The sequence below is a fragment of the Dietzia sp. 111N12-1 genome, from assembly GCF_001658045.1.
Classification (GTDB): Bacteria; Actinomycetota; Actinomycetes; order Mycobacteriales; family Mycobacteriaceae; genus Dietzia; species Dietzia kunjamensis.
In genome coordinates, this window is sequence record NZ_LSSV01000001.1 from 230,635 (window position 1) to 250,454 (window position 19,820).

The window sequence follows — 19,820 nt, forward strand, 5'->3', positions numbered from 1 at the left end:
GGCGGCCGGGCTACTGTGGTCGTCGTGCGCATTCTCGTGATCGGTTCCGGTGCCCGTGAGCACGCCCTCCTCGTCGCCCTCGCCGCGGATCCCGCGGTGACGGAGTTGCACGCCGCGCCGGGCAACCCCGGCATGGTGCAGGCGCAGTGCCACGAACTCGCGGTGACCGATCCGGCAGCCGTGACGGCCCTGGCCCGCAAGCTCGACGCCGGACTGGTCGTCATCGGTCCCGAGGTGCCCCTGGTCGCGGGCGTCGCCGACGCCCTGCGCGAGGCCGGGATCCCGGTGTTCGGCCCGTCCGCCGAGGCCGCCCGCATCGAGGGATCCAAGGCGTTCGCCAAGGACGTCATGGCGGCTGCGGGTGTGAAGACCGCGCGCGCCGAGATCGTGGACTCGCCCGCCGACCTCGACGACGCACTCGACCGCTTCGGTCCGACCTGGGTGGTCAAGGACGACGGGTTGGCCGCCGGCAAGGGGGTCGTCGTGACACCCGATCGCAACGCGGCCCGTGCGCATGCTCTCGCCTGTCTCGACGACGGGCACCCGGTGCTGTTGGAGTCGTTCCTCGACGGTCCGGAGGTCTCCCTGTTCTGCCTGGTCGACGGCGAGACCGTCGTGCCGTTGCTGCCCGCCCAGGACCACAAGCGGGTCGGCGAGGGCGATCGCGGTCCCAACACCGGCGGGATGGGCGCCTACACGCCGCTGCCGTGGTTGCCGCAGGGGATGGTCGACCGGATCGTCACCGAGGTGTGCGAGCCGGTGGCCCGCGAGATGGTCGCCCGTGGCTGCGGCTTCTCCGGCCTGCTGTACGCGGGGCTGGCGATCACCTCGTCCGGGCCCGAGGTCGTGGAGTTCAACTGCCGCTTCGGCGACCCGGAGACACAGGCCGTACTGGCGCTGCTCGAGTCGCCGCTGGGCGAGGCACTGCATGCCGTGGCGACCGGCCGACTCGCCGAACTGCCGCCGCTGGTGTGGCGGGACGGCGCCGCCGTGACCGTGGTCCTGGCCGCCGAGCACTACCCGGCGACGCCGCGGCGCGGTGACCTCATCGAAGGCGCCGAACAACCGGGCGTGCTCCACGCCGGCACGGCCCGCGACGCGGAGGGCCGACTCGTCTCCGCCGGGGGCCGGGTCCTGTCGGTCGTGGGCACGGGGGCGGACCTGACAGCCGCCCGGGCCGAGGCCTACCGGGTCCTCGACGGCATCGAGCTCGGCGGCGGGCACTTCCGCCGGGACATCGGCCAGGCCGCAGAGGAGGGGCGCATCAGCCTCCCCGGCTGACGCGCCCCACGCGATCAGCGCGAGTAGAGCTCCATCCGGGGCACCTGCGCGACCAGCCACGGGCTGAAGGCGAACGGGGTGGCGTCGACCGAGGTGCGGACATCCGTCGGACGGGCCCAGTGGTGCGCGCACACCTCGTCGGCCCGCGGGTTCACCTCGGCGCGGATGCGGGCGGTGAACACCGGGCAGATCTCGTTCTCGACGATCCCCGAGTCGTCGACGGCCCGGTAGCGGAAGTCCGGTACCGCGGGTTCGATCGAGTCCACCCGGGTTCCGAGCTCCTGCTCGGCCCGCCGGACTATCGCCTCGACCGGATCCTCGCCCGGACCGGGGTGGCCGCAGAACGAGTTCGTCCAGATGCCGGGCCAGGTCCGCTTGTCCAGAGCTCGCCGCGTGAGGAGCACGCGCCCCTCGTCGTCGACGACATGGCACGAGAACGCCAGGTGCAGCGGCGTATCCGTGGTGTGGACCGTGGCCTTGTCGGCGGTACCGATCGGGTTGGCGTCGTCGTCGAGGAGGACAACGAGCTCGGTGGGCACGGACGGCGACCCGGTGGCGCGGGACCCGGCGGTGGCGGGGGACTCGGAAGGGGAGGACATGCCGCCCAGCCTAGGCAATTCCGGCGGGCCCGGCCGCCGCACGCAGCGGGAGAGCCGCCGCTCCGGGCACCGCCGGCAGTCGGTCAGCCCGCGAGGCTGCGGGCGATCACCAGCCGCTGGATCTGGTTGGTGCCCTCGAAGATCTGGGTGATCTTGGCCTCGCGCATGTACCGCTCGACAGGGAACTCGCGGGTGTAGCCCACACCGCCCAGGACCTGCACCGCGTCGGTCGTCACCTTCATGGCGGCGTCGGTGGCGGTGAGCTTGGCGATCGAGGCCTCACGCGAGTACGGGCGGCCGGCATCCTTGCGGCGGGCGGCGTCGAGGTAGGAGGCGCGGGCCGAGGCCACCGCGGCGGCCATGTCGGCGAGGAGGAAGCCCAGCCCCTGGTGGCCGATGATCGTCTTGCCGAACGCTTCACGCTCGCGGGCGTAGGCGACCGCGTCGTCCAGCGCGCGCTGGGCGATGCCGGTGGCCACCGCGGCGATCCCGAGGCGGCCCGAGTCCAGGGCCGAGAACGCGATGCGCAGACCGTCGCCCTCCGCACCGAGCAGGCGGCCCGCGTCGACCCGGGCGCCCTCGTACGAGGCGGTGGTGGTGGGGACGCCGTTGAGGCCCATCTTGTCCTCGGGCTTGCCGAAGTGCAGGCCCTCGGTCTCGCGCGGGATGAGCAGGCACGAGATCCCGCGGGAGCCCTCTCCGGTGCGGACGAAGGTGTTGTAGACGTCCGCGATCCCGCCGTGGGTGATCCACGACTTGGTGCCGTTGACGACGAACACGGAGCCCGGGCCGTCGCCCTCCCGCTCCGCGCGGCACCGCAGGGCGGCGGCGTCCGACCCGGCCTGCGGCTCGGACAGCGAGTAGGCGCCGATCTGCTCGCCGGCGAGCATTCCCGGCAGCCACTCGGCCTTCTGCGCGTCGGTCCCGACGGTGGCGAGCGGGAAGCAGGACAGGCCGTGCACGCTGGTCGCCACGGCGACGGCCGCCCAGCGGGCGCCGAGCTCCTCCAGGACCTGCAGGTACACCTCGTAGGGCTGGTCGCCGCCGCCGAACTCCTCCGGGTAGGGCAGGCCCAGCAGCCCGACCTCGCCGAGCTGGACGAACAGGCCCTCGGGGTAGGTGTGGTTCCGCTCGTGCTCGGCGGCGATCGGCTCGAGGAGTTTGTCCGCGACGGAACGCGTCATCTCGAGCAGTTCGTACGCCTCGTCGCTGGGGAGCAGGCGGTCCACGGCCATGGGGTCCTCCGGGTGCGGGTGGGGGACCGTGCGGTCCCCGGGGTCGGTCGACTCCCATTAGAGTGCACCGCCACCACGCGGGCCGCCCAGCCCCGATAGTGGGGGTGCCCGTTGGTGGGTGCTGCTGGTGCGTCGTGGGTCACGTGCGACACAATCTGGCGGTATGACCGAGACCACCGCGTCCACGCCCCTGTCGCCGGAGCAGTTGCTGGCGATCTACGACGTCCCCGGTGCGAGCGCCGCGGAGTTCCTGTGCGACCGCCACGCCCCCGAGGCGGTCGCCTTCACCGTCATCGACGCCGACCTGTCCGGGCGGGACATCACCTACGGTGAGCTGCGGACCGAGAGCGAGAAGGTCGCCGCGGCGCTGGCCGAGCTCGGCGTGGGCGAGGGCGACCGGGTGGCCACGCTGATGTCCAAGTCCGCGGACCTGGTGTTCACCCTCATGGGGATCTGGCGACTCGGTGCCGTCCACATGCCGCTGTTCACCGCCTTCGCGTGGCCGGCCATCGAGATGCGTCTCACCGGTGGCGACGCCAAGGTGGTCGTCTCCGACGCGGACCAGCGCGGGAAGCTCGAGAGCGTCGCGGTCCCGGTGGTCGTCGCCGGCCTGGCGGACTGCCCCGAGGCCCGCGACGGCGACCTCGACCTGGCCACGATCACCGCCGCCCAGCAGCCCGGCCTCGCCGCGGCGGTCACCGGCCCGGACGCCGGCCTGGTCATGCTGTTCACCTCCGGCACCACCGGCACCCCGAAGGGCGTCGTCGTGCCGGTGCGCGCCCTGGCCGCGTTCCACCAGTACATCGAGACGGGCCTGGACGTGCGGGCCGACGACGTGTTCTGGAACGGTGCCGACCCGGGCTGGGCGTACGGCCTCTACTACGGCATCCTCGGCCCGCTGGCGGTCGGCCGTCGGAGCCTGCTGCTGCACGCCCGCTACAGCCCGGAGCTGGCGTTCGCGGTCCTTCAGTACTTCCACGTCACCAACTTCGCGGCCGCGCCGACCGTGTACCGCACCATGCGGGCCAAGCGGGACATCGCACCGGCCGACGTCAGACTCCGACGGGCCTCCGCCGCCGGTGAGCCGCTCACCCCCGAGGTGATCGAGTGGTCGACCGAGCAGTTCGGCGTCGAGGTGCGCGACCAGTACGGGCAGACCGAGCACGGGATGTTCATCATCAACCCGTGGCACGACTCGCTGCGGGAGGACGTGCGCCCGGGCTCCATGGGCGTGCCGCTGCCGGGCTGGTCGTGCACCGTGCTCGCCGCGGACTCCGACGAGCCCGCCCCCGTGGGCGAGCTGGGCCGCGTGGCGATCGATGTCCCCGCCAGCCCCCTCATGTGGTTCACCGGGTACCACCAGGCCCCGGAGAAGACCGCCGAGCGCTTCAGCGCGGACGGGCGCTGGTACTACACCGGCGACGCCGCCAAGCTCGACGCGGACGGCCACTTCTACTTCTCGAGCCGCGACGACGACGTGATCATCATGTCCGGGTACCGCATCGGCCCGTTCGACGTGGAGTCCGTCCTGGCCAAGCACCCGGACGTGCTCGAGTCGGCGGTCATCGGCGTCCCCGACGACCTGGCCGGGGAGGTCCTCGAGGCGTACGTGGTCCTGCGCGACGGCGTGGAGGGTGGCCCGGAGGCCGAGGCCGAGCTGCAGAAGTGGGTCAAGACGGAGTTCGCGGCCCACGCCTTCCCGCGCAAGATCCACTTCGTCCGCGAGCTGCCCAAGACCCCGTCGGGCAAGATCCAGCGGTTCCTGCTGCGCAAGGAGCGCGCCGGACAGGCCTGAGCGCGCCGGGCAGGCCTGAGGCGGCCCGCGCCGCGCGTCGCCACCACCGGCACCGCATCCGCCCCGACCGAACGCGGTGAACGCGGTTCACACACCCCGTGACGGGTCTACCCTCAGCACATGAAACCGGCGGCGGCTGCCCGTGCTCTCGTGTCCGCGGCGCTCGTCGTCGTCGTCCCTCTCGCCTCGGCGACCACCGCGGCGACGGCGGCGGCCAACCCGGTGATCTCCTCGGTCGCCCCCGACCCCTCCGTGCAGCGGGGCGCCGACGGGGCGTTCCACGTCCACGCGACCTCGGACGACTGGGGCGACGGCGCCGGGTCCCGCCTCATCCCGCACTTCCGGTCCTTCGACCTGGTGGAGTGGGAGTACGTGGGCGACGCGTTCGCCGCCCGGCCCGCGTGGGCCCCGCCCGGTTCGTTCCTGTGGGCGCCCGACGTCCACCTCACCGCGACGGGCGCCGTCATGTACTACACGACCGGGGGCGCCGCGCCCTGTATCGGCCGGGCCACCGCGCCGAGCGTCGACGGCCCGTGGACGCACGATCCGGCGCCGATCGTCTGCCACGGCGCCCCGGAGCCGTATCAGGACCTGGACCCCATGGACCCCGAGGTGGTGGTCACCGACGCCGGCCCGGTCATGCTCATGGGGAACTTCGAGGGCATCCACGCGGTGCCGATGAACGCCACCGGCACGGCGCTGGACGGCGACCCCGTGCTCGTCGCCGGCACCGGCGTGGAGGCCCCGGCCGTGGTCACCCGTGAGGGGCGCACGCACCTGTTCACCAGCGCCGGGCTGTGCTGCGACGGGGAGGCCTCGCAGTACCGCGTGCTGGGCGGCCGCGCCGACGGACTTTTCGGGCCGTACGGGGACAGGACCGGGCGCCCGTTGGTGCAGGCGCCGGGCGAGCCCCTTCCCGGTGACGTCATCCTGCGCGGCGACGACGACTGGGTGGGCCCGGGGCACGTGGACGTGGCCACCGACGACGCCGGCGGGGACTGGATGCTCTACCACGCCGCGCCCCGCGGCAACGCGGTGCTGCCCAGCGGCGTGCAGCGGCGCTACCTCATGCTCGACCGTCTGGACTGGGTGGGCGGCTGGCCGGTCGTCGGGGACGGCACGCCGTCGGAGGCGCGGCCCGCCGATCCGGTGGTCGCGCTCCCCGTCCGCCTCACCGCGGTGGGGGAGGCGTCGCTGCGACCGGGCGACGACGGCACCGCCGCCGACGACGACGACGAGGTGATCGACCTCTCGGTACGGGTCGCCTCCACCGGCACCGCCTATTCCGGCGAGGTCCGGGCCACCATCACCGGCCCGGACAAGCGACGGCTCGCACTGCCGATCGTGACCGGCACCGGGGAGCTGCCGGCCGTCCCGGTGAGCGTGGGCGCCGGGGCGTCGGTGGACCGCCCGCTGACGCTCCGGCCGGCCGCGCCGCTCGCCCCGGGCCGCCACGAACTGGTGATCTCGATCAGTGCCGCGGATGGCGGCGCGGCGCAGGAACTGGCGGTGTTCGGCCTCGAGGTCGCCCCGGACGGAACCTTGTCACTCGGATCGGGCGCACTCGGATCCGCCCCGATCGGATCGTCCGGCTCCTGATCGGATGTGAGGCCGCCGTCCCGGGGTTACCGTGATCGCCAGAGCACCCCGCTGGGAGGCGTCGGGGTGACCGGCGGAGGGAGCGGGCCATGACCGGCGGGGGCACGGACGCGGGCGGCACAGTCGACCGCAGGATCGTGATGGCACCACACCTGAGGGGGCTGGAGCCGGACCCCGACCGCGGGATGGAGATCGACCAGAAGTCACCCGGCGAGCTCGACCCCGCGGTGCCGCGGGGCGAGTTCGTCCGCAGCGTGATCGGCACCGTCGCCGGGCTGGCGGCGGCCGTGCTCGTGTACCTGGTCATGCCGGGCGATCTCGAACACAACGCGCGCCTCACCGCGGCGGTCGCCGTGCTCCTGGGCATCTGGTGGATGACCGAGTGCATCCCCATCCCGGCCACCGCGTTGGTGCCGCTCATCGTCTTCCCCGTCCTGGGTGAGGACGTCTCGGTCAACGACGTGGGCGCCGAGTACGGCAACAACATCATCTTCCTGTTCATGGGCGGCTTCCTCATCGCGATCGCCATGCAGCGCTGGAACCTGCACCGGCGGATCGCCCTGCTCACCGTGCGCGCGATGGGTACCCGGTCGACCCGGGTGGTCGCCGGGTTCATGATCGCCACCGCCTTCCTGAGCATGTGGGTGTCCAACACGGCCACGGCGGTGATGATGCTCCCGATCGGGGTGTCGGTGCTGATGCTCGCCTCCGAGCTCGGTGGGAAGGGCGGTGCCGGTGGGAAGGACCGTGCCGGTGGGAACGGCGGCGCCGGTGGGAACGACGACGAGGACGCGATCCCCCGGATGGACTCCTCGTCCGATCCGCGTTCCGAACAGGTGAAGCAGGCCGTGATCCGGTCGAACTTCGGCACCGCGCTGATGCTGGGCATCGCCTACGCGGCGTCGGTCGGGTCGCTGGCGACCATCATCGGCACCCCGCCCAACACCCTTCTCGCCGGCTACCTGGAGGGCGAGCACGACATCGTCCTGGGCTTCGGACGCTGGATGCTGGTCGGACTCCCGCTGGCGGTGGTCATGCTCGTGATCACGTGGTTCCTCCTCACCAAGGTGCTGTTCCGTCCCGAGATCGAGCGGATCCCCGGCGGTCGGGCACTGTTCGACGACGAACTGCGCAGGCTCGGCCCGACCTCGTCGGGCGAACGGCGCGTCCTGGCGGTGTTCGTCGCGGCGGCCGTGGCCTGGGTGGCCGTGCCGCTGGTGTGGGAGGACCCGCCGATCTCGGACGCCGGGATCGCGCTCACTGCCGGACTGCTGTTGTTCCTGCTGCCGGCCGGCACCGAGCGCGGGGTGCGGCTGCTCACCTGGGACGCCGCGCTGGGCCTGCCGTGGGGCGTGCTGCTGCTCTTCGGCGGCGGACTGGCACTGTCCGCGCAGTTCTCCGGTTCCGGGCTCACCGGGTGGATCGGCGAGCAGGCGTCGGCGCTCGACGCGCTGCCGACCGTCGCGCTGGTGCTCGTCGCGGCCGCCGGGGTCCTGTTCCTCACCGAGCTGACGAGCAACACCGCCACCGCCGCCACGTTCCTGCCGGTGGCCGGTGGCGTCGCCCTCGGTCTGGACCTGGACCCGATGTTCCTGGCCGTCCCGGTCGCGCTCGCCGCCACCTGCGCCTTCATGCTCCCGGTGGCGACCCCGCCCAACGCGATCGCCTACGGCTCGGGATACGTGACCATCGGGCAGATGATCCGCGGCGGGATCTGGCTCAACCTGATCGGGCTGATCGCCATCACCGCGGTCACCATGACGCTGTTGGTGTGGGTGTTCGGGCTGACCGGCTGATCGTCTGACCGGCCCGCTAGCGTCGGGGGCATGCCCGTCGCACGCGAACCCTCCCGCCGCTCGGCCGTCGAGCCCTTCCACGTCATGAGCGTCCTCGCCGCCGCCGCCCGCCGGCAGGAGACCCACGGCGACGTCATCTCGCTGTGCGCGGGGCAGCCCTCGACCCCGGCCCCCGGCCCGGTGCTCGCCGCCGCCCGCCACGCCCTGGACACCGAGATCCTCGGATACACCGAGGCGCTGGGTATCCGGCCGCTCCGCGAGGCGATCGCGGGGTACCACCGGCGGCGGGACGGGGTGGACGTGACGGCCGACGACGTCGTCGTCACCACCGGGTCCTCCGGCGGCTTCACCGTGCTGTTCCTCGCCGCGTTCGACCCCGGCGACACCGTCGTGATGGCACGCCCCGGCTACCCCGCCTACCGCAACACCCTCCAGGCCCTGGGCTGCCGGGTCCACGAGATCGCCTGCGGCCACGAGACCCGGTACCAACCCACGGTCGCGCAGCTCGAGGCGGTGACGGCGGAACTGGGGCACGCGCCCGCCGGCCTCATCGTGGCGAGCCCGGCGAACCCCACCGGCACGATCATCGACGCAGGCGAACTCGAGGCCCTCGCGCGCTGGTGCGAGGCCCACGGCACGCTGCTCATCAGCGATGAGATCTACCACGGCGTCACCTACGGCCGCCGGTGTGCGAGCGCGTGGCAGACCAGCCGCGAGGCCGTGGTGATGGGCTCGGTGTCCAAATACTTCTCCATGACCGGCTGGCGGATCGGCTGGATGCTGTTGCCGGAGTACCTGCGTGATCCCGTGGACCGCCTGATCGGCAACCTCACCATCTGTCCGCCCGCCGACGCCCAGTTCGCCGCCGTCGCCGCGTTCACCGAGGCCGCCGCCGCGGAGCTGGACGGCCACGTCGATCGGTACGCCCGCAACCGCGACCTGGTCCTGCGCCGACTGGGCGAGCTGGGCGTGGGGGAGATCGCGCCACCCGACGGCGCCTTCTACGCGTACTTCGACGTCTCACGCTGGACCGACGACTCGGTGGCATGGTGCGCGGAGGTGCTGGAACGCACCGGGGTCGCGTTGACGCCGGGCGTCGACTTCGACACCGTCGACGGTGGCCACACCGTCCGGCTGAGCTTCGCCGGCGGCACCGAGGAGATCGCCGAGGCCATGGACCGGCTGGAGGCAGTGCTCACCCCGTAGGTACCGGCCCCGTGGGCGGCTGTGATGTACGGCCCCCGCCGGCGGCCGGGGAACGCTACCGTCGGCGCATGGGTTCCGCCGAGATCATCACCGCCCTCGTCTACTTCACCCGGCCGTGGCTGCTGGCGCAGGCTCCGCTCACGGTGGAGCAGGTCTACCTCAACGCCCGGGAGATCCTGGCCGGGTCCACCGGCGGCTCGATGATCTCCTGACCGGGCTGCGATACTGGGGGGCGTGACCGCCCAGAGCAGCAAGTCCCGCATCTCCAACGTCCTCGCCTCGCGCTACGCGAGCGCCGACCTGGCCACGCTGTGGTCCGCCGAGCACAAGATCGTGCTCGAGCGGCAGCTGTGGATCGCGGTGCTGCGCGCACAACGCGACCTGGGCATCGACGTCCCCGACGGGGTGATCGAGGCCTACGAGGCGGTGATCGACCGCGTCGACCTCGGCTCGATCGCCGAGCGCGAGCGCGTCACCCGGCACGACGTCAAGGCCCGGATCGAGGAGTTCAACGACCTCGCCGGCCACGAGCACATCCACAAGGGCATGACGAGCCGAGACCTCACCGAGAACGTCGAGCAGCTCCAGGTGGTGCGGTCACTCGAGCTCGTCCGCGACCGGGGCGTCGCCGCGGTCCGGCGTCTGGCCGAGCACGCCGTCGCCCACCGCGACACCGTGATGGCCGGGCGCAGCCACAACGTCGCCGCGCAGGCCACCACGCTGGGCAAGCGTTTCGCCTCCGCGGCCGACGAACTGCTGGTGGCGTTGGAGCGCGTGGAGTCGTTGCTCGAGCGGTACCCCCTGCGCGGCATCAAGGGCCCGATGGGCACGGCGCAGGACATGCTCGACCTCCTCGGTGGTGACGCCGCCAAGATGACCGAGCTCGAGGGGCGGATCGCCGAGCATCTCGGTTTCGCCCGCACCTTCGACTCGGTGGGCCAGGTCTACCCGCGGTCGCTGGACCACGAGGTCGTCTCGGCGCTCGTGCAGCTCGGCGCCGGCCCGTCCTCGTTGGCCCAGACCATCCGGCTCATGGCCGGGCACGAGCTGGTCACCGAGGGCTTCCAGCCCGGCCAGGTCGGCTCGTCCGCGATGCCGCACAAGATGAACACCCGCTCCTGCGAGCGCGTGAACGGTCTGCAGGTCGTTCTCCGCGGTTACGGCTCCATGGCCGCCGAACTCGCGGGCGCGCAGTGGAACGAGGGCGACGTCTTCTGCTCCGTGGTGCGTCGTGTCGCGCTGCCGGATGCGTTCTTCGCCCTGGACGGAATGTTCGAGACGTTCCTCACCGTGCTCGACGAGTTCGGCGCCTACCCGGCCGTGATCAACAAGGAGCTCCAGCGCTACCTGCCGTTCCTCGCCACCACCAAGGTCCTCATGGCCGCGGTGCGCGCCGGGGTCGGCCGCGAGGTCGCGCACGAGGCGATCAAGGAGAACGCGGTGGCGGTGGCGCTGGCCATGCGCGAGGAGGGCCGCGAACCCGACCTCATCGACCGGCTCGCCGCCGACGACCGACTGCCGTTGGATCGCGCCGCGCTCGAGGAGGCGCTCGCGGATCGTGCCGCGTTCGTCGGCGCTGCCGGCGACCAGGTCGACGCGGTCGCCGCCCGCGTCGAGGCGCTCGTGGCCCGCCACCCGGAGGCGGCCGGCTACGCACCGGGTTCGATCCTCTGACACCCGGTCCGTAACCCGCCGGGCCCCCCGCCCGATAAGTCCTGTACACCGACGGCGGCGGGGCCCTCCCGTCGCCGAGTGACAAGGAAGGACCACCTCATGGTCACCAGGCCCGACGGCTCCATCGGGGGCGCACTGTACGACGTGTTCGGAATGATCCAGGCCGGGCTCGCCACGGCCAGTTCGGCCGTCGGGATCGACCCGGGGGCGTTCATGCAGCAGTTCTACGTTCCGATCGCGTTCTCTCTGATGCCGCTCGGTGCCGGCAGCCTCATCCTGGACCAGCTCGGGATCTGAGGCGGCCGGTCAATCGACGTCGCCGGTGGGGCTACCGGCGCTACTCTCGTGCTCATGCGCCAGACCCCCGTTCCCGTCCCCGGCACCTCCGGCCTGCAGGTGACCCTGCACCACGCTGACCAGCCCCGGGCGTTGCTGCTGCTCGTGCACGGCTTCGCCGAGCACTCCGGCCGGTACGGGCGGACCATCCGGTTTCTCACGGACCGGGGGATCAGCGTGGCCTCCTACGATCTGCGTGGCCACGGCACAGCTCCCGGGCCCCGCGCCAAGGTGTCGATGGAGACGCACATCCGCGACAACCTCGCGGTGCGTGACGCGGTGGTGGAGTGGAGCCGGTCCGCCGAGGGCGGCGGGGCCGAGTCCCTGCCCCGGTTGCTGATGGGGCATTCGATGGGCGGGTTGATCGCGGGGGAGTCCGCGCTCCGGCGGCCGTGGGACCTCAAGGGCCTCATCCTCTCCTCGCCCGGGCTCGTCGTGGGCGAGGGGACACCGGCACCGCTGCGCGTGGCGGCGCCCGTGATCGCTCGTCTCCTGCCGTTCCTGCCGGTGGAGAAGCTCGACCCGCACGACATCTCCCGAGTGCCCGAGTACGTCGAGGACTACACCTCGGATCCGCTGGTCCACCACAAGGGCGTGCCCGCGGTGACGGCGGGGACGATGCTCGCCGGCGGCCTCAAGTTCATCGAGCGGTCGCCGGCACTGCGGTTGCCGACGCTGATCCTCAACGGCTCGGCCGACACCATCACCTACCCGTCGGGCGCGCGGCGCTTCGCGCAGATCGCCGGTTCGGACCACGACCCGCGCCCGGAGATCACCTACCGGGAGTTCGAGGGCGGCCTCCACGAGCTGTTCAACGACCTGTGCGCCGAGGACGCGTACGCGGCGTTGGGGGAGTGGCTCGAGGCCCGACTGGGCTGAGTCCGACCAACCACGGGTGGGGGCCGACGGCCCCGACTCGGGACGTGGGCCTCCGGCTACGCTGGCCGTCATGCGACCCGATCTCTCCTCCTACCGCCATCTCGTCTCCGGAAAGGTCCGCGAGCTGTACGAGATCGACGGTGAGACGCTCCTCCTGGTGGCCACCGACCGAATCTCCGCCTACGACCACGTTCTCGGCACGCCCATCCCGGACAAGGGCCGCGTGCTCACCGCGATGAGCGCCTACTTCTTCGACGCCCTCGACGTGCCCAACCACCTGGCCGGGACGCTGGACGACGAGCGCATCCCGCTCGAGGTGCTCGGCCGCGCGATGGTGGTCCGTCGACTCGACATGGTCCCGGCCGAGTGTGTGGCCCGCGGTTACCTGACCGGGTCGGGGATGACCGAGTACCGGGAGTCGGGGACCGTGTGTGGCATCGAGCTGCCCGGGGGCCTGGTCGAGGCCAGCCGACTGCCCGAGCCGATCTTCACCCCGGCCACCAAGGCGGCGGTGGGGGATCACGACGAGAACATCTCGTTCGATCAGCTCACCGGGATCGTCGGGGCCGAGCTGGCCGAGCAGCTGCGTACGGCGACGCTGGACGTCTACGCGCGGGCCGCGGAGATGGCGGCCGAGCGCGGAGTGCTGCTGGCCGACACCAAGTTCGAGTTCGGCCTGGTCGACGGGGAGCTGATCCTGGCCGACGAGGTGCTCACCCCGGACTCATCGCGCTACTGGCCCGCTGACGAGTATTCGCCGGGCCGTGTGCAACCGAGCTTCGACAAGCAGTACGTGCGGAACTGGTTGACGGGCCCGGAGGCGGGCTGGAACTCCGATGCCGACACCCCGCCACCGGCTCTGCCGCAGGAGGTCGTGGACGCGACCCGGGCGCGCTACATCGAGGCCTACGAGCGCATCTCGGGCCGCTCGTTCGCCGACTGGATCGGGGGCGACGCAGCGTGAGCTCCACCGAGACGACCGACACCGACACCGACACCGCAGCCACCGACACCGCCGCCGCCGCGACCGCCACCACAGCCACCACCACGGGGCAGACGCCCACGCCGCCGCAGGCCGAGCGCCGGCCCCACCGTCGCGAGCACCACGGCCGCGTCTTCGTCGACGACTACGAGTGGTTGCGCGACAAGGACGCTCCGGCGACCCGCGCCTACCTCGAGGCGGAGAACGCCTACACCGATGCGATGACCGCCGACCTCAAGCCCCTGGAGGACGAGGTCTACGAGGAGATCCGCTCCCGCGTCAAGGAGACCGACATGTCGGTTCCGGTGCGCGCCAGCGGCTGGTGGTACTTCTCGCGCACCGAGGAGGGCCGCTCGTACGCCAGGCACTGTCGGGTCCCGGTCCCGCAGCAGTTCGTCGACGACCCGTCGGACCCTGCGGGCTGGGTTCCGCCCGAGGTCTCCCCGGACGTGGAGTTGCCGGGTGAGCAGTTGCTCCTCGACGGAAACGCCGAGGCGGAGGGTCACGACTACTTCGCGCTGGGCGCGTTCTCGGTCAGCCACGACGGCCGCGCACTGGCGTGGGCCACGGATACGGAGGGCGACGAGCGGTACACGCTGCGCTTCCGCTCGCTCGACCCGGACTACACGGCCCCGGACGAGGAGATCTCCGGGATCGCCGCCGGCGTGACCTGGTCCCGCGATGGCCGGTACGTCTTCTACGTCACCGTCGATGACGCCTGGCGACCGGACACGGTGTGGCGTCACCGGCTGGGCACGACGAGGGACGACGACGACAAGGTCTTCCACGAGCCCGACGAGTCCTACTGGATCGGGGTCGGCGAGACACGCAGCGAGAAGTTCCTGCAGATAGCGGCGGGGTCCAAGATCACCACCGAGGTGTGGTGCCTGGACTCGAACGATCCCGCTGGCGAGTTCTGGTGCGTCCGGCCGCGGCAGGAGGGCGTCGAGTACGACGTCGAGCACGCGGTCGTCGGTGGCGAGGACCGGTTCATCATCACCCACAACGACGGCGCCCCGAACTACGAGGTGGTCGAGGCGCCTGTCGGTCCGATCGAGGGCGAGCTGCGGGATCTGCGCACGCTGGTGGCCCACCGTGACGACGTCCGGGTGGAGGGCGTGGACGCCTTCGCGCGCGTGCTGGTGCTGGGGTACCGCGAAGCGGCGCTGCCGCGGTTCGCGCTGATGCCGCTCGAGCAGGGGTCCACGGCGGGAGTCGAGGCGTACGGGCGGTTCGAGCCCGTCGAGTTCGACGAGGAGCTGTACACCTCCGGTCCGGGGTCCAACCCGGAGTGGGACTCGCCGGTCCTGCGGTTCGGCTTCGGTTCGTTCGTCACGCCGGGCCGGGTCTACTCGCTCGACCTCGCCTCGGGGGAGCGGACGCTGCTGCGTGAGCAGGAGGTGCTCGGCGGGTACGACCCGAGCGGCTACGTCCAGCGACGCGACTGGGCGACGGCAGCGGACGGCACCCGGGTGCCGATCTCGCTGGTGATGTCCACCGGCACCGCCGCCCGCGTCGATGCCGGCGAGCAGGTGCCGACGCTGCTGTACGGCTACGGCTCGTACGAGACCAGCATCGATCCCGCGTTCTCGGTGGCGAGGCTCTCGCTGCTCGACCGGGGGATGGCCTTCGCCGTGGCGCACGTGCGGGGCGGCGGTGAGATGGGCCGGCTCTGGTACGAGAACGGCAAGACGCACACGAAGCGCAACACCTTCACCGACTTCGTCGACTGTGCGCGACACCTGGTCGACTCCGGGCTCACCGCCCCGGACCGGTTGGTCGCCGAGGGCGGAAGCGCGGGCGGTCTGCTGATGGGGGCGGTCGCGAATCTGGCCCCCGAGTTGTTCGCGGGCATCCAGGCCGTGGTGCCGTTCGTCGACCCGCTCACCTCGATCCTCATGCCGGAGCTGCCGCTGACGGTGATCGAGTGGGACGAGTGGGGCGATCCGCTGCACTCCGAGGAGGTCTACGACTACATGGCCTCGTACGCCCCGTACGAGAACATCGAGGCCAAGGACTATCCGGCCATCCTCGCGGTGACCTCGCTCAACGACACCCGGGTGCTGTACGTGGAGCCCGCCAAGTGGGTGGCCAGGCTGCGGGCGGTGTCCCCGTCGGCCAACTCGGCGGATCGGCCGGTGCTGCTGCGCTGTGAGATGAGCGCGGGTCACGGGGGAGTGTCCGGGCGCTACGAGCGGTGGCGTCAGACCGCGTTCGAGTACGCGTGGACCCTCCGCACGGCGGGCGCAGGCTAGACCCGCCCGGCCCGCCCGGCCCGCCCGCTAGACCCGCCCGGCGCCCACCCGGAGTCGCGCCCACTCCGAGTCGCGCCCACCCCGCCCAGCGCCCACCCCACCCCGAGGATCCGCTACTCCAATTCGGGATCTGCTAGTCCCATCGGGATAGCGGATCCGGAATCGGAGTAGCGGATCTCCTGGGGATCAGGCGGTGTGGTCGGCGGCGGCGGGCCCGAAGTCGTCCGCGCTCTCGGGGGGCATGGTGCGGGTCATCGCGGCTGCGGGAATGACCGCCCCGGCCAGGAACGTGAGGATGCCGAGGCCTCCCATCACATAGGCGAGCCGGTGTCCGTCGCCGATCTCGAAGCTCGAACCGAAGATCAGCACCATCGAGATCACGAACAGTCCGCCAGTGACCAGCGAGAGCGACTGAGAGCGGGCCTGAAGGAGCGTCGCCAGCTCGAACTCGTCCAGGTATCGGGCGGGGGCGGTGTCCTTGGAGTCGATGGTGATGCGCAGCATCGTCCAGACCACGCAGATCACCACGGTCATGGGGAGCCAGGCCAGGATGATCGGGAACCAGAAGTAACCCGCCACCGCGATCGCGGCCATGATCGCCAGGCTCGCCCAGTTCAGGCGGACGAGCAGTCGGCGACGTGCCGGGGTGCGCCACGACGGGAGTCTGCCCTCCGTCCGGGTCTGCATCTTCTCGAATCGCTGCTCGGATCGGGTGAGGGTGTCGACGCGGTTGGAGGTCATGATCGGTCTTCTCGGGTGGGGCGGTAGATCTCGGCGGACATCGGTTGGAACTCCTCGCGGGAGAACACGGCCTCGACCGGCAGGTCGAAGACCGCGCAGATCCGGAAGGCCAGATCCAGGCTCGGGTAGTGGTCGCCTCTCTCGAGCGCCCCGACGGTCTGGGGGTTGACCTCGATCTGCTCGGCGAGCGCCGCACGGCTCAGGCGGCGCTCGGCCCGCAGCACGGCGATCCGGTTGTGGATGGGGAGCTTTTCTCCCCGTCGGACTGGACTCATGCATCTAAGTGTTGGGAAAACCCAACGATTTGTCAATGGTCCGTTGTGGGTAGGCTGGATCACATGAGTAGCGGAAGCATCCACGACATCTCGTTCACCACCATCGACGGCGAGCAGGCCAGCATGGGCGACTACGCGGGCCACGCGGTCCTCGTGGTCAACGTCGCCAGCGAGTGCGGGCTCACCCCGCAGTACGAGGGGCTGCAGGAGCTGGCGGACGACTACCGCGACCGCGGCCTCTTCGTGATCGGGTTCCCCTGCAACCAGTTCATGGGCCAGGAGCCGGGTGACGAGGACACCATCAAGGAGTTCACCTCCGGCAAGTACGGGATCACCTTCCCGCTCGCGGCCAAGGTCGACGTCAACGGGCCCGACCGACACCCGCTCTACGTCGAGCTCACCAAGGTGGCCGACTCCGACGGTGAGGCGGGGGACGTGCAGTGGAACTTCGAGAAGTTCCTGCTCTCGCCCGAGGGAGAGGTCGTCGGACGGTTCCGTCCCAAGGTCGAGCCCGGAGCCCCCGAACTGGTGGACGCGCTCGAGGAGACTCTTCCGATCTGACCGCGCCGGCGGGGATATCGGTCTCGGCACTGTGTCGCGCCGGCACTGTGTCGGGCTCGGCAATCTGGAGTACACCTCGCCGTCGTCACCGCGTCATCACTCCCTGACACGATCCCCCCATGACCCCGCACCTCATCGTCTCGGTCTCGGGACTCCGCGACACCACCCTCGACCACGCCGTCGACCTGGTCGGCGACCTCGAACGTCGATCCGTGCCGGTCTCGCTGCTCGTCGCCCCGCGGCGGGGGCGCGAGTACCGACTCGCCGACGACGACGGCACCCAGGAGTGGCTGCGGCATCGCCGGCGGCGGGGCGACGCCATCGTGCTGGGCGGTTACGACGACGCGGCGACCAGGCCCCGCAGGCCCGAGTTCGCCTCGATCGGACCCGCCGAGGCCGCCGTGCGTCTCACCGCCGCCGACCGGCTCATGGCGGAGATGGGCCTGCGGACCCGCGTGTTCGCCCCGCCGCGCTGGAACGCCTCCCCGGGATGCCTCAGGGCACTCCCCGGGGCGGGCTTCCACGTCTGTGCCGCGCTGACAGGGATCCACGACCTCCCGCGCGGCACCATCGAGCGGGGTCGGGCGCTCTCGATCGGCGAGGGGTTCGTCGCCGACGCCTGGTGGTGCCGGGCCCTCGTCGCCGCGGCCGGGCGCACCGCCGAGGCCGGCGGGACGGTCCGGCTCAACGTCGCGGCCGGGCAACTCTCGCGCCGGGCACCCCGGTCGGCGCTGCTCGACGCGGTCGATGCGGTCGTCGGAGAGTACGGTGCGCGGCCCGCCCGCTACGAGTGGTCTCCGGTCGCCCTCGTGGGTGCCGCGTGAGCTTTCGGTCCGGCGACCAGCGGCGGGTAGGATCGACCAGTGAGTCCCGGCCGGTCCGGGATCGTCCCGCGTAGCCGTCCGATCGAGGAGTTCCCACCGTGGCCCGAGTCGTCGTCGAAGTCATGCCCAAGGCCGAGATCCTCGATCCGCAGGGTCAGGCCATCCACCGAGCCCTCGGCCGTCTGGGCCACGGCGGAGTCACCGACGTCCGGCAGGGCAAGCGGTTCGAACTCGAGGTCGCCGACGGCGTGACGGAGGCCGAGCTCGAGGAGATCGCGTCGTCCCTCCTGGCAAACACCGTGATCGAGGACTGGAAGGTCGTCCGCGTGGACACCGCGGAGGCGGCCTCGTGACCGCACGGATCGGCGTCATCACCTTCCCCGGCACGCTCGACGACATCGACGCGTCCCGTGCCGTCACCCGGGCCGGGGCCGAGGCCGTCTCCCTGTGGCACGACGACGCCGACCTCAAGGGCGTCGACGCCGTGGTGGTCCCCGGCGGCTTCTCCTACGGCGACTACCTGCGGTGCGGTGCCATCGCCTCGATGGCCCCCGTCATGGGTGAGGTCATCTCGGCCGCTAAGGGCGGCATGCCCGTGCTGGGGATCTGCAACGGTTTCCAGATCCTGTGCGAGGCCGGGCTCCTGCCCGGCGCCATGGGACGCAACCGAGACATGCACTTCATCTGCCGCGACGAGTGGCTGCGGGTGGAGAACAACGGCACGGCCTGGACCTCCCGGTTCGAGCAGAATGCCGAGATCCTCATCCCGCTCAAGTCCGGCGAGGGCCGCTACATGGCCACGCCCGAGACCATCGAGCAGCTCGAGGCCGAGGGGCGCGTGGTCTTCCGCTACGCCGGTGACGCCCCCAACGGCTCCACCAACAACATCGCCGGCATCAGCTCCGCCGACGGTCGCGTGGTGGGTCTCATGCCGCACCCCGAGCACGCGATCGACCCGCTGACCGGGCCGTCCGACGACGGGCTGGGCCTGTTCCTATCCGCGCTGGACGCGGTCGTGAAGGTCTAATCGACACACCTCGAGGCCCCGCAGAGCGGCCATAGAAAGGGCCCGCCGGGAGTGATCCCGGCGGGCCCTTCTTGTTTCCGTGAACGTCAGAGCGGGAGGTTCACGCCACCGTCGCCGAAGAGGCTTCCGGTGCTGCCGAGATCGAAGCCGAGATCGCCGATGAAGTTCAGAAGCAGGGTCGGGCCGATTACCAGTGCGGCCGACAGGGTGTCGATGACGGACGAGCCGACGGGGTCGGCGCTTCCCGTGAGGTCGGCACTCAGGGGGCCGGTGATTTCAGCGATGGAACCGGTGAGGTCCACGGGGTCTCCTTGGGGTCAGGGCCCGGCCTCACGAGGCTGAGCCGCAGTGTCGCGACCCGGGTGGTCGCGCACCGGCTCATTTTGCACAGGTACTTAGGAATTCACTTACTTTCACAGGAGATGTGTCGCACGTCACTTGGTGTTGTTGGTGATGACGAAGAGGCGCGCCGCCCGGCGATCGGGCGGCGCGTCGCTGCCGCTCAGGGGAGTCGGTGGGGCGGCCGTTCCGGCCGACGGCGCTATGGCCCCCAGGTGCTGCCGATGTCGGCGCCCGCCATGGCGGCCAGGCTCCCGAAGAGTGAGGGGAGCGAGACGAGGGTGCCGAGGATCGTGTCGATCGCCGACGACCCGGTGGGGCCTCCGGCGAGGCTTCCTCCCAGCGTCGTACTGAGAGGCGCTGTGGCGTCATAGATGGAACCGGTGAGGTCCATGGGGTGTCTCCTTGGTTGGTGG

General features: G+C 71.4%; 21 protein-coding genes. 15 read left to right on the forward strand and 6 right to left on the reverse strand.

What is annotated here, in order from left to right:
- Positions 1 to 24 precede the first annotated feature (24 nt).
- Positions 25 to 1,281 (forward strand): phosphoribosylamine--glycine ligase, encoded by a 1,257-nt coding sequence (gene purD, locus AYO52_RS01110; protein WP_067711933.1) that lies wholly within the window; start codon positions 25 to 27, stop codon positions 1,279 to 1,281.
- 14 nt (positions 1,282 to 1,295) lie between these two features.
- On the opposite strand, the gene idi is transcribed toward purD, so the two are convergent.
- Together idi and AYO52_RS01120 are read right to left on the reverse strand one after the other, a co-directional pair.
- Positions 1,296 to 1,880 carry an isopentenyl-diphosphate Delta-isomerase gene (gene idi / locus AYO52_RS01115; protein WP_067711936.1) on the reverse strand — a complete coding sequence of 195 codons (585 nt, stop codon included), beginning with the start codon at positions 1,878 to 1,880 and terminating at the stop codon, positions 1,296 to 1,298.
- Positions 1,881 to 1,963: 83 nt separating this feature from the next.
- Positions 1,964 to 3,115, reverse strand: a complete 1,152-nt coding sequence (locus AYO52_RS01120; protein WP_067711939.1) for an acyl-CoA dehydrogenase family protein — start codon at positions 3,113 to 3,115, stop codon at positions 1,964 to 1,966.
- Positions 3,116 to 3,278: 163 nt separating this feature from the next.
- Here AYO52_RS01120 and AYO52_RS01125 point away from each other — a divergent pair, with 163 nt between their 5' ends.
- The 10 genes from AYO52_RS01125 to AYO52_RS01165 all read left to right on the forward strand — a co-directional run bounded on the left by AYO52_RS01125 (position 3,279) and on the right by AYO52_RS01165 (position 15,637).
- Entirely contained in the window at positions 3,279 to 4,910 is a 1,632-nt protein-coding gene (locus AYO52_RS01125) for an AMP-binding protein (RefSeq protein ID WP_067711942.1), read from the forward strand.
- Positions 4,911 to 5,030: 120 nt separating this feature from the next.
- The gene (locus AYO52_RS01130) at positions 5,031 to 6,509 is read left to right on the forward strand and encodes a family 43 glycosylhydrolase (protein WP_067711945.1); all 1,479 of its coding nucleotides are present in this window, start codon (positions 5,031 to 5,033) and stop codon (positions 6,507 to 6,509) included.
- 89 nt (positions 6,510 to 6,598) lie between these two features.
- A complete protein-coding gene (locus AYO52_RS01135; RefSeq protein WP_253701710.1) occupies positions 6,599 to 8,305 on the forward strand; it encodes a DASS family sodium-coupled anion symporter in 1,707 nt (568 codons plus the stop codon).
- 30 nt (positions 8,306 to 8,335) lie between these two features.
- A complete protein-coding gene (locus tag AYO52_RS01140) occupies positions 8,336 to 9,511 on the forward strand; it encodes an aminotransferase class I/II-fold pyridoxal phosphate-dependent enzyme (RefSeq protein ID WP_067711948.1) in 1,176 nt (391 codons plus the stop codon).
- 68 nt (positions 9,512 to 9,579) lie between these two features.
- Positions 9,580 to 9,723: a hypothetical protein gene (locus AYO52_RS18110; RefSeq protein WP_156523484.1), complete on the forward strand. Its 144-nt coding sequence runs from the start codon at positions 9,580 to 9,582 to the stop codon at positions 9,721 to 9,723.
- 22 nt (positions 9,724 to 9,745) lie between these two features.
- Complete coding sequence (gene purB / locus AYO52_RS01145; protein ID WP_067711951.1) at positions 9,746 to 11,185, forward strand: adenylosuccinate lyase; 1,440 nt, start codon at positions 9,746 to 9,748, stop codon at positions 11,183 to 11,185.
- A 99-nt stretch (positions 11,186 to 11,284) separates the two neighbouring features.
- On the forward strand, positions 11,285 to 11,482 hold the full coding sequence (locus AYO52_RS01150; protein WP_067711954.1) for a hypothetical protein: 198 nt from the start codon (positions 11,285 to 11,287) through the stop codon (positions 11,480 to 11,482).
- A gap of 54 nt (positions 11,483 to 11,536) precedes the next feature.
- On the forward strand, positions 11,537 to 12,400 hold the full coding sequence (locus AYO52_RS01155) for an alpha/beta hydrolase (protein ID WP_067712153.1): 864 nt from the start codon (positions 11,537 to 11,539) through the stop codon (positions 12,398 to 12,400).
- Between the two features lie 70 nt (positions 12,401 to 12,470).
- Positions 12,471 to 13,364, forward strand: coding sequence for a phosphoribosylaminoimidazolesuccinocarboxamide synthase (locus tag AYO52_RS01160; RefSeq protein ID WP_067711957.1), 894 nt, complete (start codon positions 12,471 to 12,473; stop codon positions 13,362 to 13,364).
- Positions 13,361 to 15,637 carry a S9 family peptidase gene (locus AYO52_RS01165; protein ID WP_067711960.1) on the forward strand — a complete coding sequence of 759 codons (2,277 nt, stop codon included), beginning with the start codon at positions 13,361 to 13,363 and terminating at the stop codon, positions 15,635 to 15,637. The genes AYO52_RS01160 and AYO52_RS01165 overlap by 4 nt, the downstream gene beginning before the upstream one ends.
- A gap of 186 nt (positions 15,638 to 15,823) precedes the next feature.
- On the opposite strand, the gene AYO52_RS01170 is transcribed toward AYO52_RS01165, so the two are convergent.
- Both AYO52_RS01170 and AYO52_RS01175 read right to left on the reverse strand, forming a co-directional pair.
- Positions 15,824 to 16,378 carry a hypothetical protein gene (locus AYO52_RS01170; protein ID WP_067711963.1) on the reverse strand — a complete coding sequence of 185 codons (555 nt, stop codon included), beginning with the start codon at positions 16,376 to 16,378 and terminating at the stop codon, positions 15,824 to 15,826.
- Positions 16,375 to 16,653 (reverse strand): helix-turn-helix transcriptional regulator, encoded by a 279-nt coding sequence (locus AYO52_RS01175; protein WP_067711965.1) that lies wholly within the window; start codon positions 16,651 to 16,653, stop codon positions 16,375 to 16,377. Before AYO52_RS01175 ends, AYO52_RS01170 begins: the two co-directional genes overlap by 4 nt.
- Before the next feature lie 63 nt (positions 16,654 to 16,716).
- On the opposite strand from AYO52_RS01175, the gene AYO52_RS01180 reads away from it, so the two are divergent.
- The 4 genes from AYO52_RS01180 to purQ all read left to right on the forward strand — a co-directional run bounded on the left by AYO52_RS01180 (position 16,717) and on the right by purQ (position 19,065).
- On the forward strand, positions 16,717 to 17,214 hold the full coding sequence (locus AYO52_RS01180) for a glutathione peroxidase (protein ID WP_067711967.1): 498 nt from the start codon (positions 16,717 to 16,719) through the stop codon (positions 17,212 to 17,214).
- Positions 17,215 to 17,333: 119 nt separating this feature from the next.
- Positions 17,334 to 18,038 carry a DUF2334 domain-containing protein gene (locus tag AYO52_RS01185; RefSeq protein ID WP_067711968.1) on the forward strand — a complete coding sequence of 235 codons (705 nt, stop codon included), beginning with the start codon at positions 17,334 to 17,336 and terminating at the stop codon, positions 18,036 to 18,038.
- A 98-nt stretch (positions 18,039 to 18,136) separates the two neighbouring features.
- Entirely contained in the window at positions 18,137 to 18,391 is a 255-nt protein-coding gene (gene purS, locus AYO52_RS01190) for a phosphoribosylformylglycinamidine synthase subunit PurS (RefSeq protein WP_067711971.1), read from the forward strand.
- A complete protein-coding gene (purQ, locus tag AYO52_RS01195) occupies positions 18,388 to 19,065 on the forward strand; it encodes a phosphoribosylformylglycinamidine synthase subunit PurQ (protein ID WP_067711974.1) in 678 nt (225 codons plus the stop codon). The genes purS and purQ overlap by 4 nt, the downstream gene beginning before the upstream one ends.
- Positions 19,066 to 19,151: 86 nt before the next feature.
- On the opposite strand, the gene AYO52_RS01200 is transcribed toward purQ, so the two are convergent.
- Together AYO52_RS01200 and AYO52_RS01205 are read right to left on the reverse strand one after the other, a co-directional pair.
- Positions 19,152 to 19,367, reverse strand: a complete 216-nt coding sequence (locus AYO52_RS01200) for a hypothetical protein (protein WP_067711977.1) — start codon at positions 19,365 to 19,367, stop codon at positions 19,152 to 19,154.
- A gap of 239 nt (positions 19,368 to 19,606) precedes the next feature.
- Positions 19,607 to 19,798, reverse strand: a complete 192-nt coding sequence (locus AYO52_RS01205) for a hypothetical protein (RefSeq protein ID WP_067711981.1) — start codon at positions 19,796 to 19,798, stop codon at positions 19,607 to 19,609.
- Positions 19,799 to 19,820 lie beyond the last annotated feature (22 nt).